Origin of the sequence: Xanthomonas translucens pv. cerealis (genome assembly GCF_006838285.1) — a bacterium.
Taxonomy (GTDB): domain Bacteria; phylum Pseudomonadota; class Gammaproteobacteria; order Xanthomonadales; family Xanthomonadaceae; genus Xanthomonas_A; species Xanthomonas_A cerealis.
Genome location: NZ_CP038228.1, coordinates 1,103,563 through 1,115,675 on the forward strand (window position 1 = coordinate 1,103,563; position 12,113 = coordinate 1,115,675).

General features: G+C 68.4%; 11 protein-coding genes and 2 tRNA genes. 3 read left to right on the forward strand and 10 right to left on the reverse strand.

Features of this window, described 5'->3' with window-relative positions; genetic code table 11:
* Window positions 1-355: 355 nt before the first annotated feature.
* Together glgX and E4A48_RS04885 are read right to left on the reverse strand one after the other, a co-directional pair.
* Window positions 356-2,494 carry a glycogen debranching protein GlgX gene (gene glgX / locus E4A48_RS04880; RefSeq protein WP_142741963.1) on the reverse strand — a complete coding sequence of 713 codons (2,139 nt, stop codon included), beginning with the start codon at window positions 2,492-2,494 and terminating at the stop codon, window positions 356-358.
* A gap of 212 nt (window positions 2,495-2,706) precedes the next feature.
* Window positions 2,707-3,408 carry a pirin family protein gene (locus tag E4A48_RS04885; protein ID WP_142741964.1) on the reverse strand — a complete coding sequence of 234 codons (702 nt, stop codon included), beginning with the start codon at window positions 3,406-3,408 and terminating at the stop codon, window positions 2,707-2,709.
* Between the two features lie 161 nt (window positions 3,409-3,569).
* Here E4A48_RS04885 and E4A48_RS04890 point away from each other — a divergent pair, with 161 nt between their 5' ends.
* Together E4A48_RS04890 and E4A48_RS04895 are read left to right on the forward strand one after the other, a co-directional pair.
* On the forward strand, window positions 3,570-4,496 hold the full coding sequence (locus E4A48_RS04890) for a LysR substrate-binding domain-containing protein (RefSeq protein WP_185910717.1): 927 nt from the start codon (window positions 3,570-3,572) through the stop codon (window positions 4,494-4,496).
* A 107-nt stretch (window positions 4,497-4,603) separates the two neighbouring features.
* The gene (locus E4A48_RS04895) at window positions 4,604-5,593 is read left to right on the forward strand and encodes a DedA family protein/thiosulfate sulfurtransferase GlpE (protein WP_039005187.1); all 990 of its coding nucleotides are present in this window, start codon (window positions 4,604-4,606) and stop codon (window positions 5,591-5,593) included.
* A gap of 83 nt (window positions 5,594-5,676) precedes the next feature.
* Here E4A48_RS04895 and E4A48_RS04900 read toward each other — a convergent pair.
* The 8 genes from E4A48_RS04900 to E4A48_RS04935 all read right to left on the reverse strand — a co-directional run bounded on the left by E4A48_RS04900 (window position 5,677) and on the right by E4A48_RS04935 (window position 11,048).
* Window positions 5,677-5,753: transfer RNA gene (locus E4A48_RS04900), tRNA-Arg, on the reverse strand.
* Window positions 5,754-5,915: 162 nt separating this feature from the next.
* Window positions 5,916-5,992 (reverse strand) — tRNA-Arg (locus tag E4A48_RS04905).
* A gap of 369 nt (window positions 5,993-6,361) precedes the next feature.
* A complete protein-coding gene (gene thiD, locus E4A48_RS04910) occupies window positions 6,362-7,171 on the reverse strand; it encodes a bifunctional hydroxymethylpyrimidine kinase/phosphomethylpyrimidine kinase (RefSeq protein WP_142741965.1) in 810 nt (269 codons plus the stop codon).
* 43 nt (window positions 7,172-7,214) lie between these two features.
* Window positions 7,215-7,883, reverse strand: coding sequence for a YoaK family protein (locus E4A48_RS04915; protein WP_039005185.1), 669 nt, complete (start codon window positions 7,881-7,883; stop codon window positions 7,215-7,217).
* Between the two features lie 69 nt (window positions 7,884-7,952).
* Window positions 7,953-8,450, reverse strand: a complete 498-nt coding sequence (locus E4A48_RS04920; RefSeq protein WP_039005184.1) for a hypothetical protein — start codon at window positions 8,448-8,450, stop codon at window positions 7,953-7,955.
* Window positions 8,447-9,847, reverse strand: a complete 1,401-nt coding sequence (locus E4A48_RS04925; RefSeq protein WP_142741966.1) for a PhoH family protein — start codon at window positions 9,845-9,847, stop codon at window positions 8,447-8,449. The genes E4A48_RS04920 and E4A48_RS04925 overlap by 4 nt, the downstream gene beginning before the upstream one ends.
* 84 nt (window positions 9,848-9,931) lie before the next feature.
* Complete coding sequence (locus E4A48_RS04930) at window positions 9,932-10,411, reverse strand: peroxiredoxin (RefSeq protein ID WP_142741967.1); 480 nt, start codon at window positions 10,409-10,411, stop codon at window positions 9,932-9,934.
* Between the two features lie 61 nt (window positions 10,412-10,472).
* Window positions 10,473-11,048, reverse strand: coding sequence for a glycine cleavage system transcriptional repressor (locus tag E4A48_RS04935; RefSeq protein WP_003475101.1), 576 nt, complete (start codon window positions 11,046-11,048; stop codon window positions 10,473-10,475).
* Window positions 11,049-11,204: 156 nt separating this feature from the next.
* On the opposite strand from E4A48_RS04935, the gene dapA reads away from it, so the two are divergent.
* Complete coding sequence (dapA, locus tag E4A48_RS04940) at window positions 11,205-12,113, forward strand: 4-hydroxy-tetrahydrodipicolinate synthase (RefSeq protein WP_142741968.1); 909 nt, start codon at window positions 11,205-11,207, stop codon at window positions 12,111-12,113.

The window sequence follows — 12,113 nt, forward strand, 5'->3', positions numbered from 1 at the left end:
ATATGTACGCTGTAGTTAGCTGCACTGCGAAGCGAGGCCAGCGCTGCTCTCCGTGCAGTGCCGTGCCGTGTTGGGCGGATATCAGCCCAGGTGGGATCGGGTACTTGTTGCCTGGATGCGGTTTGCGCGTACCCAGGCGCAAGCCACGCTGATCGGTGCTTTCGCCATTCGGCCAGCCTTGGGAAAGGCAGGCAATCGCCTGTTGGCGGCGTTGTCGCTTTTTCCGCCTTGCGCGCGCGAGACGAGGCGGGTGATTGCAAGCGGGCGCCGGGGCGTCCTTCTCTCCCGGCCGCTACGTCCTGCGCTGCACTCGCCCAAGTCGCATCGCGACCACCGACTCCCGGCTTGCGTATCGTCAACCGGGCTGCGGCGCCTGGTATTCGAACACGCTGACGCTGCGCGGCGGCGCCAGGAAGTCGCTGGCGCCTGCCGGCATCGCGTCGACCTGCAATGTCTCGTCGGTGGACAGCAACAGCTTCCAGTGCAGTTCCTGCCCGGACGACGGCAGGACGAAGTTCACGCCCTCGTGGTAGGCATTGATGACGATGAGCAGCGTGTCGTCGTTGGCCAACTCCTTGACTCCGGAGGTCTGCGCCTTGCCTTCCAGCACCAGTCCGATCGCGCGCGCGCCGGCCTCCGTCCAGTGCGCCTCTTCCATCTCCGTGCCGCCGGGATTGAGCCAGGTGAGGTCGCGCACGCCGGCTTCTTCGTTGTACTGGCCGTTGAGGAAGCGCCCGCGGGTCAGGATCGGGTAGCGCTTGCGCAAGGCGCTCAGCGCCTTGACGAAGGCGGTCAGCCGGCCCTCGGTGGGGTCGTTGTCCCAGTCGAGCCAGGTGATCTCGTTGTCCTGGCAATAGGTGTTGTTGTTGCCGCCCTGGGTCTGTGCGCGCTCGTCGCCGGCCAGCAGCATCGGCGTGCCTTGCGCCAGCAGCAGCGTGGCCAGCAGGTTCTTGCTCTGCCGCTCGCGCAGTTGCAGGATTTCGGCGTCGTCGCTTTCGCCTTCCGCACCGTAGTTGCAGGAGCCGTCGTTGTTGGAGCCGTCACGGTTGTCCTCGCCGTTGGCGTCGTTGTGCTTGTCGTTGTAGCCGACCAGATCGCGCAGGGTGAAGCCGTCGTGCGCGGTGATGAAGTTGACCGAGGCCCACGGGCGGCGGCCGCGGCGATCGAACAGGTCGGCCGAGCCGGTGAAGCGGGTCGCGAACTCGGCCAGCATGCCGTCGTCGCCCTTCCAGAATGCGCGGGCGTTGTCGCGGAACTTGTCGTTCCACTCCGACCAGCCCGGTGGGAAGCGGCCGACCTGATAGCCGCCCGGGCCGCAGTCCCAGGGCTCGGCGATCAGTTTCACTTCCGACAGCAGCGGATCCTGGTTGCAGGCGTCCAGGAAGCCGCCACGCTGGTCGAAGCCGGTGGGTTCGCGGCCGAGGATGGTGGCCAGGTCGAAGCGGAAGCCATCCACGTGCATCTCGCCGGCCCAGTAGCGCAGCGAGTCGTTGACGAACTGGATCACCCGCGAGTTGCTCAGGTTCAACGTGTTGCCGGTGCCGGTATCGTTGATGTAGTAGCGCTTGTCCTCGGCCAGGCGGTAGTAGCTGGCGTTGTCGATGCCGCGGAACGACAGGGTGGGGCCGAGTTCGCTGCCTTCGGCGGTGTGGTTGTAGACCACGTCGAGGATGACCTCCAGGCCCTGGCGGTGCATGGCCTTGACCATGTCGCGGAACTCGTCGCGGTGGCCGCTGGCCAGGTAGCGCGACTTGATCGCGAAGAAGCCCAGGGTGTTATAGCCCCAGTAGTTGCGCAGGCCCTTGTCGAGCAGATGCTGGTCGTCGAGATAGGCGTGCACCGGCAGCAGTTCCACCGCGCTGACGCCCAGCTCCTTGATGTAGCGCAGCACCGGTTCCTGGGCCAGTCCGGCGCAGGTGCCGCGCAGCGCCTGCGGCACCTGCGGGTGGCGCATGGTGTAGCCGCGCACGTGCGTCTCGTATACCAGGGTGTCGCTCCACGGGGTCTGCAGGCGTGCGTCGTCGCCCCAGTCGTAGGTGTCCTCGACCACCACGCACTTGGGCATGAACGGCGCGCTGTCGCGTTCGTCGAAGCTGAGGTCGCCATCCGGGTGGCCGATGGTGTAGCCGTACAGTTCGTCGGCCCAGATCAGGTCGCCCTCGATTTCGCGAGCGTAGGGATCCAGCAGCAGCTTGTTGGGATTGAAGCGGTGGCCCTCGCCGGGCGCATACGGGCCGTGCACGCGGTAGCCGTAGCGCTGGCCTGCTTGCACGTCGGGCAGGTAGCCGTGCCAGATCTCGTTGCTGTATTCGGGCAGATCCAGCCGCGTTTCCGCGCCGGAGTCGTCGAACAGGCACAGCTCCACGCGCGTGGCGTGCGCGGAGAACAGGGCGAAATTGGTGCCCTTGCCGTCGAACACGGCGCCACGGGGGAAGGGACGTCCTTGGCGGATGCGCGAGGGAGTGGCGTAGACGGCGCTGGCGGGGTGTGGCATCGGGGGAGGGCTCTTGGCCGGCATGCCGGCGTGGGAAAAGAGCGCAAGCATTGACGCGGGTGCCGTGCAGGACGCGTCATGGCATTCCGAGGGAGGCGTGAGGAGCGCGCGGTATGGCGCCGAATCCGCCACGCCAATGCGAAGCATCCGCCATTGGGCGGATGCTTCGTGTGCGGCCTGTGCTGCGGCAGCGCTCGGGCTGGCGCCGCGGTTCAGCGCGGCAGGTCGAACAGCAGGAATTCCGCGTCCTGCGCGTCGGCGAAGTCCAGTTCGGTCTCGTCGACACTCTGCGCTGCGTCGCCGCCTTGCAGTGCCTGGCCATTGACCGTCAGCGCACCGCGGATGACCTGTACGTAGGCGCCGCGTCCGCTGGCCAGCGGGTAGACGATGCGCTCGGCGCCGTCCAGGATCGCCGCATAGATCCGCGCATCCTGGTGGATCCGCACCGCGCCGTCCTCGCCCTGCGGCGCAGCGATCAGGCGCAGCTGGCCGCGCTTGGTCTGCGCGGTGAAGTGCTTTTCTTCGTAGCCGGGGTCGATCCCGGCACGCTCCGGTAACAGCCAGATCTGCAGGAAGTGCAGCGGCTCGCTGGCGGAGTGGTTGAACTCGCTGTGGGTCACGCCGGAGCCGGCGCTCATGCGCTGCACGTCGCCGTAGCGCAGCACCGAGCCGTTGCCCATGCTATCCCTGTGCTCGAGCGCGCCGTCGAGCACGTAGGAGAGGATTTCCATGTCGCGGTGCGCATGGGTGCCGAAGCCCTGGCCCGGCTGCACCCGGTCCTCGTTGATCACCCGCAGCGGCCCGACGCCCATGTGGCGCGGGTCGTGGTAGTGGCCGAAGGAGAAGGTGTGGCGCGAGGACAGCCAGCCGTGCTCGGCGCGGCCGCGGCTATCGCTGGTGCGGATCTGCAACATGGGAAGCTCCCGGTAGTGGCGGTATGTGCAAGTGGATCGATAGGCAGGACGCTCGCGATACCCACTTGATGTCATGGCTGTCTAGCGCTGAGGAGGAGTATCCGCACTATCGCCGGGTTTGAAAAACGGATAGGTTCGGTACCTATCATCGAAAAATTCGAATGTTCATGATCAGCCTCGACGCGCTGCAGATCATCGACGCCATTGACCGCCGCGGCTCGTTCTCGGCGGCCGGCAAGGCGCTGTACAAGGTGCCGTCCACGATTTCCTACACGGTGGCCAAGCTGGAGCAGGACCTGGGCGTGCAGTTGTTCGAGCGCCTGGGGCCGAAGGTGGCGCTCACCGCGGCCGGGGCCGAGTTGTTGCGCGAGGGCCGGCACCTGCTGCGCGCGGCCGCCGATCTGGAGTTGCGCGTGCGCCGCGTCGCCTCCGGCTGGGAGACCGAGTTCGCGCTGGCGCTGGACTCGGTGTTCGCGCCGGACTGCCTGGCCGAGGACATCGCCGCGTTCTATGCGGTCGCCGACCGGACCCGGCTGCGGATCGTGCAGGAATCGCTGTCCGGCACCTGGGAGGCGCTGCTGGACCGGCGCGTGGACCTGCTGGTCGGCGCCGCCGGGGAGGGACCCAGCGGCGGCGGCTATGTGGCCGAACCCTTCGGCACGTTGGCGTTCGTGTTCGTGGTGGCGCCCACCCATCCGCTGGCGCAGGCGGCCGAGCCGCTCGGCCGCAGCCAGCTGGCCGAGCACCGTGCGATCGCGGTTGCCGATTCGGCGCGGCGGCTGCTGCCGCGCACGGTCGGGCTGCTGTTCGGCCAGGACGCGCTGACCGTGCCGGACATGCGCAGCAAGTACCTGCTGCACTTGGCTGGGCTGGGCTTCGGTTTCCTGCCCGAACCCTACGCGCGTGCGGCGCTGGCGTGCGGCGCGCTTTTGCGCAAGCGGGTCGAGGAGCCGAAGCCGGACGAGGTGTTCCAGCTGGCGTGGCGCAGCGGCGAGGAAGGCGCGGCGCTGGCCTGGTGGCGCACGCGCATGCGCCAGCCCGGCGTGTTCGAGGCGTGGCTGGCGCAGTTGCAGGCGCGATTGGACTGAGCGTGGGTGGGTCTGTTCCGCCGGTGCTGCGGCGTTGCGCGCGCCGGGCGTCGCGGCTGGGAGGATAATGCCGCATCCTTTCTTTCCCCTCAGGCGCAGGCACGGCCATGCAGGAACTGATCGCGCGTTACGGCCTGGGCCTGGTCTTCGTCAACGTGTTGGCCTTGTCGCTGGGCCTACCGGTGCCGGCCCTGCCGACCCTGATCCTGATCGGTGCGACCTATGCGCTGCTCCACGGCAGCGCGGTGTGGAGCGGGTTGCTGGCCGCGTTGTCGGTCTCGATCGTGGCCAGCCTGATCGGCGACCTGGTCTGGTTCGGCGCCGGCCGCCGCTACGGCAACCGCACGCTGCAGTCGCTGTGCCGGCTGTCGCTGTCGCGCGATACCTGCATGAAGCAGACCGAGCGCTTCTACACCCGCTGGGGCGTACGCGTGCTGGCGGTGGCCAAGTTCGTGCCCGGCCTGTCGATGGTGTCGGTGCCGATGGCCGGGGCGATGCGGGTACGGCCCGGTCAGTTCCTGTGCTACGACGCGCTGGGCGCGGCGCTTTGGGCGGGGTACGGGCTGCTGCTGGGCCTGGCGTTCGCCGATCAGGTGCAGGACGTGCTGGACTGGCTGAGCGTGCTCGGCACGCGCGCGGTGCTGCTGCTGGCGGGCCTGCTCCTGCTCTATATCGGTTATCGCGCGTGGCGCCGGCATGCGTTGCTGAAGTCGATGGAGACCTTGCGCATCGACGTCGACGAACTGTACACGTTGATGCAGGGCGAGGCGGTGCCGGTGCTGCTGGACATCCGCGCGCCGGGCTATCGGGCGATCGAGCCGTTCGCGATTCCCGGTGCGCTGGAGGTGGACGATCGCCGCATCCACGCCATCGTCGCGGCGTTGCCGCGTGATCGCAAGATCGTCATCTATTGCGCCTGTCCGAACGAGGTGTCGGCGGCGGTGCTGGCCACGCGTCTGCGCCAGCGTCACTACGAGGATGTGCTGCCGCTGCGCGGCGGGCTGCACGCGTGGCGTGCGGCGGGCTATGCGGTGATCGAGCTGGACGGCGGTGCGGTAGCGCCCGCGCCAGACATCGGCGGCAAGGTCGCTGCGTAAAGGCACGCGCGCTCAAGCCGCGGGCAGGGGCAAACGGAAGGCAAAAAAAACGACAAGCGCAGGCTTGTCGTTTTGCATCTGACTGGTGCGCCCGGAGAGATTCGAACTCCCGACCGCCTGGTTCGTAGCCAGGTACTCTATCCAACTGAGCTACGGGCGCGTCGTCAGGCGCGGGATTATTCCCGAGTTCTGCCGATTCGTCTACAGCGGCGTGCGCCGATGCGCCATCTGGCTGCGCGCCACGTTGCGCTCGCACGCCTGCAAATAGCCGGCGGACACGCAAAAAAAAACGACAAACCGGGTTTGTCGTTTTTTAGCTGACTGGTGCGCCCGGAGAGATTCGAACTCCCGACCGCCTGGTTCGTAGCCAGGTACTCTATCCAACTGAGCTACGGGCGCGTCGTCAGGAGCGGAATTATTACCGAGTCCCCCGGACCCGTCAATGCCCTTCGCGGAAAAAAGTCAGTCTGCGGCGCCGGGCAGGGCCTGCACCACGGCTGCCGGCCATTGCATCCAGGCGAAAAGGGCGGCCGCGGCGCCCAGCTGCGCCGCATCCAGTCAGTGTAGCGCGAGCGTGCGCGGCGCCAGTTTGCGCAGCAGGGCGCGTGGCAAGGTTTCCGGCACCATCCAAATGGCGCGCTGCCACGCCGCGCACGGGCAGCCACCGCTGCGCCTGGCGCTGCGTCGCGGGAATGCGTGCGAGCAGCGACCCGCACTGCCCATCGCCTGGGTTGGCCGGCGGCGCCTCGCTCGCCAGCGCGTGCGTACTCACGCGTGGCGCGCGGCGCCGAAGTGGTCCAGCACCACCACCTCGCTGCGGCCGGGGCGGTAGCCGCCCTGCAGCGCACGCGCGATGTAGTCGATCGCCGCCTCGCAGGCCACCGGCAGCGCCAGGCCCTGGCATAGCTGCGCGGCGATCGCCGCGGCGAGCGTGCAGCCGGTGCCGTGCGCCTGCAGCGCCAGCCGCACATGGCTGAATTCGCTGCGGCTGACGCCGTCGTCGTAGCGGTCGATCACCCGATGGCCCTCGTCCAGGTGGCCGCCCTTGAGCAGCACCGCTTGCGCGCCGGCCGCGAGCAGCGCGGCGGTGGCGTGCTCGGCATCGTCGCCGTTCTCGATCGTGCGGCCCAGCAGCAGCTGCGCTTCCGGGGCATTCGGGGTGACCAGCGTCGCCAGCGGTAGCAGCCGATGGCGCAGCGCATCCAGCGCGTCGTCCTCGAGCAGCTTGGCGCCGCTGGTGGCGACCATCACCGGGTCCAGCACCACGAACGGCGGGCGGTACTGCTCCAGCGCATCGGCGACCAAGTGGATCACCGCGGCATTGGCGAGCATGCCGAGCTTGACCGCCCCGATGTCGAAATCGGCGAAGCAGGCGTCGATCTGCGCGCGCAGGAACGGCAGCGGCGGCACATGCACGGCGCCGACCCCGCGGGTGTGCTGCGCGGTCAATGCGGCCACCGCCGACAGGCCGTGCACGCGATGCGCGGCGAAGGTCTTCAGGTCGGCCTGGATGCCGGCGCCGCCGCCCGAGTCGGTGCCGGCAATGCTCAGTGCGGAGACGACGGTGGGTTCGCTCATGCGCCGATTGTGCAGCGCCGGCCGCCGCTTGGCGACTGCGCGTTCAGCGCCCGTGGCGCCGGTAGTGGGCTTGCAGCGCATAGCCGGTTCCGACCAGGCCGGTCAGCAGCGCCGGCGCCAGCAGCGCATCGAAGCCGACCCGGCGGTAGGCCCAGGCGCCGAGCACGCCGCCGAGCAGGAAGCCGCCGATGATCAGCAGGCTGAGGCGGATGCGCCGCCGCGGCAGCGGCAGGCCGCGCAGCGCCTGGCCCAGGCCGATGCCCAGGTCGGTGAACATGCCGGTCAGGTGGGTGGTGCGCACCACCGCGCCGCTGTAGGTGGTGGTCATCGCGTTCTGCAGGCCGCAGGCGGTGGCGGCGAACAGTGCGCCGAGCAGTTGTTGCTGCTTGAACGCCTGCATCGCCGCTAGCAGTAGCAGCGCTTCCAGCGCCAGCGCTACGCCGTAGCGACGGCCCAGGCGCAGGCGGCTGTCCTGCACCACGATGCCGCTGAGCACGGCGCCGCCGAGGAAGGCCAGGACCACGCCGAGCAACTGGCCGATCACGCGCAGGTCGCCATCGGCCAGCGCCGCGCCGAGCAGGGTGGTGGTGCCGGTCAGGTGCGTCACCGCCTGGTGCTCGAAGCCCAGGTAGCCGACCACGTTGACCATGCCGGCGACGCAGGCCAGCGCGCCGGCGAAGGCCCAGGCCCAGCGCGGCAGTTCGACATTCATGCGCCGCGGCGTCGCCGCCGCGCGGCGCGCGACGGGCTGGGCGAGGACGGCCGGCGCATGGGGTACGGCCTACTTCGCGCCGTTGACGGCGATCTCGGAGAAGGTGCCGCTGTCAGGATTGAACACCGCGCCCCAGAAGCCGCTGCCGCCACCGCACACGCGCACCGCATCGACGCTGGGATCCACCTCCCTGTCGTCATGATGCGGCTTGAACGCGTTGACGTAGATCGCGTGTTTGCCGCGGTAGAGGATGCCGACGTATTGGCGGTCGGCACTGGCTGGATCGGCAATGGTCGGCTGCAGTCGCGGCAGGCGTGCTTCCAGCTGCGCGATCTGCCCGATCGTAGGCACCCAGTAGCCGCTCAGCACGCCGCCCTGGCGCGCCGGGCTGTCGCGCGAACAGGTGTCGAGCACCTCGGCGGCGGCGCTGTTGCGGGTGACGATCCACGATTGTCCGACCTTGATCGCGGTCGGCACGCTGGCCGGCCCGCGCGCGGTACTGCATGCGCCGAGCAGGGCCAGGGCCAGGGCTGCGCCGCCGAGGCGGCGTGCGTTGGCGGCGTTCATAGCACCTCCGAGGCGTAGTCGGCCAGGCGCGAGCGCTCGCCGCGGCGCAGGGTGACGTGCGCGCTGTGCGGCCAGGCCTTGAATCGGTCCACCGCATAGGTCAAGCCCGAGGTGGTCTCGGTCAGGTACGGCGTGTCGATCTGCTCGACGTTGCCCAGGCACACGATCTTGGTGCCGGGGCCGGCGCGGGTGATTAGCGTCTTCATCTGTTTCGGGGTCAGGTTCTGTGCTTCGTCCAGGATCAGGTAGCGCGACAGGAAGGTACGCCCGCGCATGAAGTTCATCGAGCGGATCTTGATCCGGCTGGCCAACAGGTCGTTGGTCGCCGCACGGCCCCAGGCGCCGCCTTCCTGGTTATGGGTCAGCACTTCCAGGTTGTCGGTCAGCGCGCCCATCCACGGCGTCATCTTCTCTTCCTCGGTGCCGGGCAGGAAACCGATGTCCTCGCCGACGCTGACCGTGGCGCGGGTCATGATGATCTCGCGGTAGCGCTGCTGGTCCATGGTCTGCGCCAGGCCCGCCGCCAGCGCCAGCAGGGTCTTGCCGGTGCCGGCTGTGCCGAGCAGAGTGACGAAGTCGATCTCCGGGTCCATCAGCGCATTGAGCGCGAAGTTCTGCTCGCGGTTGCGTGCGGCGATGCCCCACACCGCGTGCTGGCCGCTGCGGAAATCGTCGACCAGGGCCAGCGTCGCCTTGCGCTCGCCGTTGACCTTGACCACGCGCAGTTCCACTTCGTCGTCGCCGGGCAGGTACAGGTACTGGTTCGGATACCAGTCCTCGTCGTCGGCCAGCGCGATCTCGTAGCAGGTGCGGCCCTTATCGCTCCAGCTGCGCAGGTCCTGGTTGTGCTTCTGCCAGAAATCCTCCGGCAGCTCGATCGCGCCGGTGTACAGCAGGCTGAAATCGTCGAGCGCGCGGTCGTTCTCGTAGTCCTCGGCGATCAGGCCGCTGATCGCCGCCTTGATCCGCAGGTTGATGTCCTTGGACACCAGGATCACCGGCGTTTCCGGGCCTTCCTCGCGCAGCGCCAGCACCGCGGCCAGGATCTTGTTGTCCGGCGCCACGGTGCCGAAGCTGCGCTCCGGCTCGACCGGGCGGATCTGGAAATACAGCTTGCCGATGCTGCCGCTGCTCTTGAGCTGGATGCCTTGCGGATGGCTGAGCGGGATGCCCGACTCGATCTGCTCGGCGCCGGCGCCCTCGATCAGCTCGTTGAGGAAACGGCTGACCTGGCGCGCGTTGCGGCTGACTTCGGACATGCCCTTCTTGGCGTTGTCCAGCTCCTCGATCACCTGCATCGGCAGGAACACGTCGTGCTCCTCGAACTTGAACAGCGCGGTCGGGTCGTGCATCAGCACGTTGGTATCCAGCACGTAGATGCGCTTGCCTCGGGTCATCGTGGATTCCTGGGAATGGGACAGGGAAAGGCCATCACCGCCTGCACAGGGCAGGGTGATGCGACGTGCGGGAAGCGCGAATGATCACTGCTGGGCGGCGGCCTGCAGCGCGTCGAACACGGCCGGGGCGTGGCCGGGAACCTTGACCTTGCGCCAGCTGCGCAGCAGCCGGCCCGAAGGCGAGATCAGGAAGGTGCTGCGCTCGATGCCCAGCACCTGGCGGCCGTACATGTTCTTTTCCTTGATCACGTCGAACGCGCGGCATAGGGCCTCGTCTGCGTCGCTGACCAGCGGGAAGCGGAAACCCTGCTTGGCGCAGAAATTGTCGTGCGATTTCAGCGAATCGCGCGAGACGCCGAGCACGGCGGCATCGGCCTGCTCGAACTGCGGCAGCAGCGCATTGAAGTCGATGCCCTCGGTGGTGCAGCCGGGGGTGCTGTCCTTCGGGTAGAAATACAGCACCAGCCAGCGGCCGGCGAAATCGCCGAGCGTGGCGCTGGTGCCGCCGGACAAGGCCAGCGGCAATGCCAGCGTGGTGCGATCCAGGGTGTCGCCGTCTTTCATGGGGTGTCCTCCGCGTGCATCGCCATCATCTGCGTTCGACTGCGTCGATGTCCAGCGCGGATCAGAACTTCATCGGGTCCATGATCGCGTCCAGGTTCAGGTGGTCGCAGAACTCGAGGAAGTCGTCGCGCAGCGCGGCGATGTGCATGTTCGCCGGCACCCCGATGGTGACCTGCGCCGAGAACATCTCCGCGCCGGTCTGCATCGCGCGGTAGCGGGTGCTCTGCAGGTTCTCGATGGTGATGCCCTGGCGGTCGAAGAAATCCGCCAGCTGGAACAGGATGCCAGGCTTGTCGGCGGCGATGACCTCGACGATGTAGGGCAGCAGGTTGGATTGCGCCTGCTTGGCGCCGGTGCGGTACCACACCAGCTTCATGCCTTCCTCGCGGTCGAGCCGGGTCAGCATGGCTTCGAGCTTGGCCACCGCGTCCCACGAGCCGGTCGCCAATGCGGTCACCGACACGTCGCGGCCGACCGTGGCCAGGCGCGCATCGACGAGATTGCAGCCGCTGTCGGCGATACGGCGGGTCACCGGCAACAGTGGCGACTCCGGATGCGTCGTATAGGCGTTGATCAGGAGGTGGTTTTCGGTCGGCGCGGGCCGGGGCGTGGTGTCTGTCAAAGGGGCTTCCGGCATTGCGTAGGATTGCGTAAGGCTGAACGGCGTCCGGGCGGTCGCTCGGCGCATTATGCAGCATACTTGCCCGTGCTTTCGGGCCGCAAGTAACATGCGGGACGAATCCCGTCCGTGCAGGCCGCACGCGGCCCTCTCATCCAGCGAGCATCAGGCATCTTGTCCCTCTCCGGCATCATCACCGCCCTGGCCACGCCCTTCCAGGGCAATGGCGACCTCGACCTCGACGCCTGGCAGCGGCTGCTCAAACGCCAGCTGGACGGCGGCGTGCAGGGCGTGGTGGTGGCGGGATCGACCGGCGAGGCGGCCACGCTGCTGGACGAGGAGTACGACCTGATCCTGCGCGAAGCGGCGCAGGTCATTGGCGCACGCGTGCCGCTGCTGGCCGGCACCGGCCTGTCCGGCACCGCCAGGACGGTCGCGCTGACCCGCCGTGCCGCCGCCAACGGCGCGCAGTACGCGCTGGTGGTGACGCCGCCGTACGTGCGCCCGACCCAGGCCGGCCTGCTCGCGCACTACCTGCAGGTGGCCGAGCACGGCGGCCTGCCGGTGGTGCTGTACAACGTGCCCGCGCGCACCGGCTGCGACCTGCTGGCGGACACCGTGGCGCACCTGGCGCAGCATCCGAACATCGTCGGCATCAAGGACGCCAGCAGCGATCCGCAGCGCATCGCCGCGTTGCTGGCCTTGCGCAGCGACGGCTTTGCCGTGCTCAGCGGCGACGACGGCAGCGCCGCGCAGTCCATGCTCGGCGGCTACGACGGGCTGATCTCCGTCGCCTCCAATGCCTTGCCGGCCTCCTACCGGCGCCTGTGCGACCTGGCGCGTGCGCGCCAGGTCGAGCTGGCGCAGGCCTGGGATGCGCGGCTGCAGCCGTTCCACGCCTTCTGCGGCATCGAATCCAACCCTATCCCGGTCAAGGCGCTGCTGCAGCGCGCCGGCATCGGTCAGGGTCTGCGGCTGCCGTTGCTGCCGCTGTCCGCGGCGCACCACGCCACGGCCGACCGTCTCGCCACCGACGCAGCCGCGTTGGAAGAACTATCCAGCCGCGAAACGCTCGCGGCCTGA

Coding starts and splice junctions, on each gene's coding strand:
- glgX (WP_142741963.1), bottom strand. CDS start 2,494: ATGCCACACCCCGCCAGCGCCGTCTACGCCACTCCCTCGCGCATCCGC.
- E4A48_RS04885 (WP_142741964.1), bottom strand. CDS start 3,408: ATGTTGCAGATCCGCACCAGCGATAGCCGCGGCCGCGCCGAGCACGGC.
- E4A48_RS04890 (WP_185910717.1), top strand. CDS start 3,570: ATGTTCATGATCAGCCTCGACGCGCTGCAGATCATCGACGCCATTGAC.
- E4A48_RS04895 (WP_039005187.1), top strand. CDS start 4,604: ATGCAGGAACTGATCGCGCGTTACGGCCTGGGCCTGGTCTTCGTCAAC.
- thiD (WP_142741965.1), bottom strand. CDS start 7,171: ATGAGCGAACCCACCGTCGTCTCCGCACTGAGCATTGCCGGCACCGAC.
- E4A48_RS04915 (WP_039005185.1), bottom strand. CDS start 7,883: ATGAATGTCGAACTGCCGCGCTGGGCCTGGGCCTTCGCCGGCGCGCTG.
- E4A48_RS04920 (WP_039005184.1), bottom strand. CDS start 8,450: ATGAACGCCGCCAACGCACGCCGCCTCGGCGGCGCAGCCCTGGCCCTG.
- E4A48_RS04925 (WP_142741966.1), bottom strand. CDS start 9,847: ATGACCCGAGGCAAGCGCATCTACGTGCTGGATACCAACGTGCTGATG.
- E4A48_RS04930 (WP_142741967.1), bottom strand. CDS start 10,411: ATGAAAGACGGCGACACCCTGGATCGCACCACGCTGGCATTGCCGCTG.
- E4A48_RS04935 (WP_003475101.1), bottom strand. CDS start 11,048: ATGCCGGAAGCCCCTTTGACAGACACCACGCCCCGGCCCGCGCCGACC.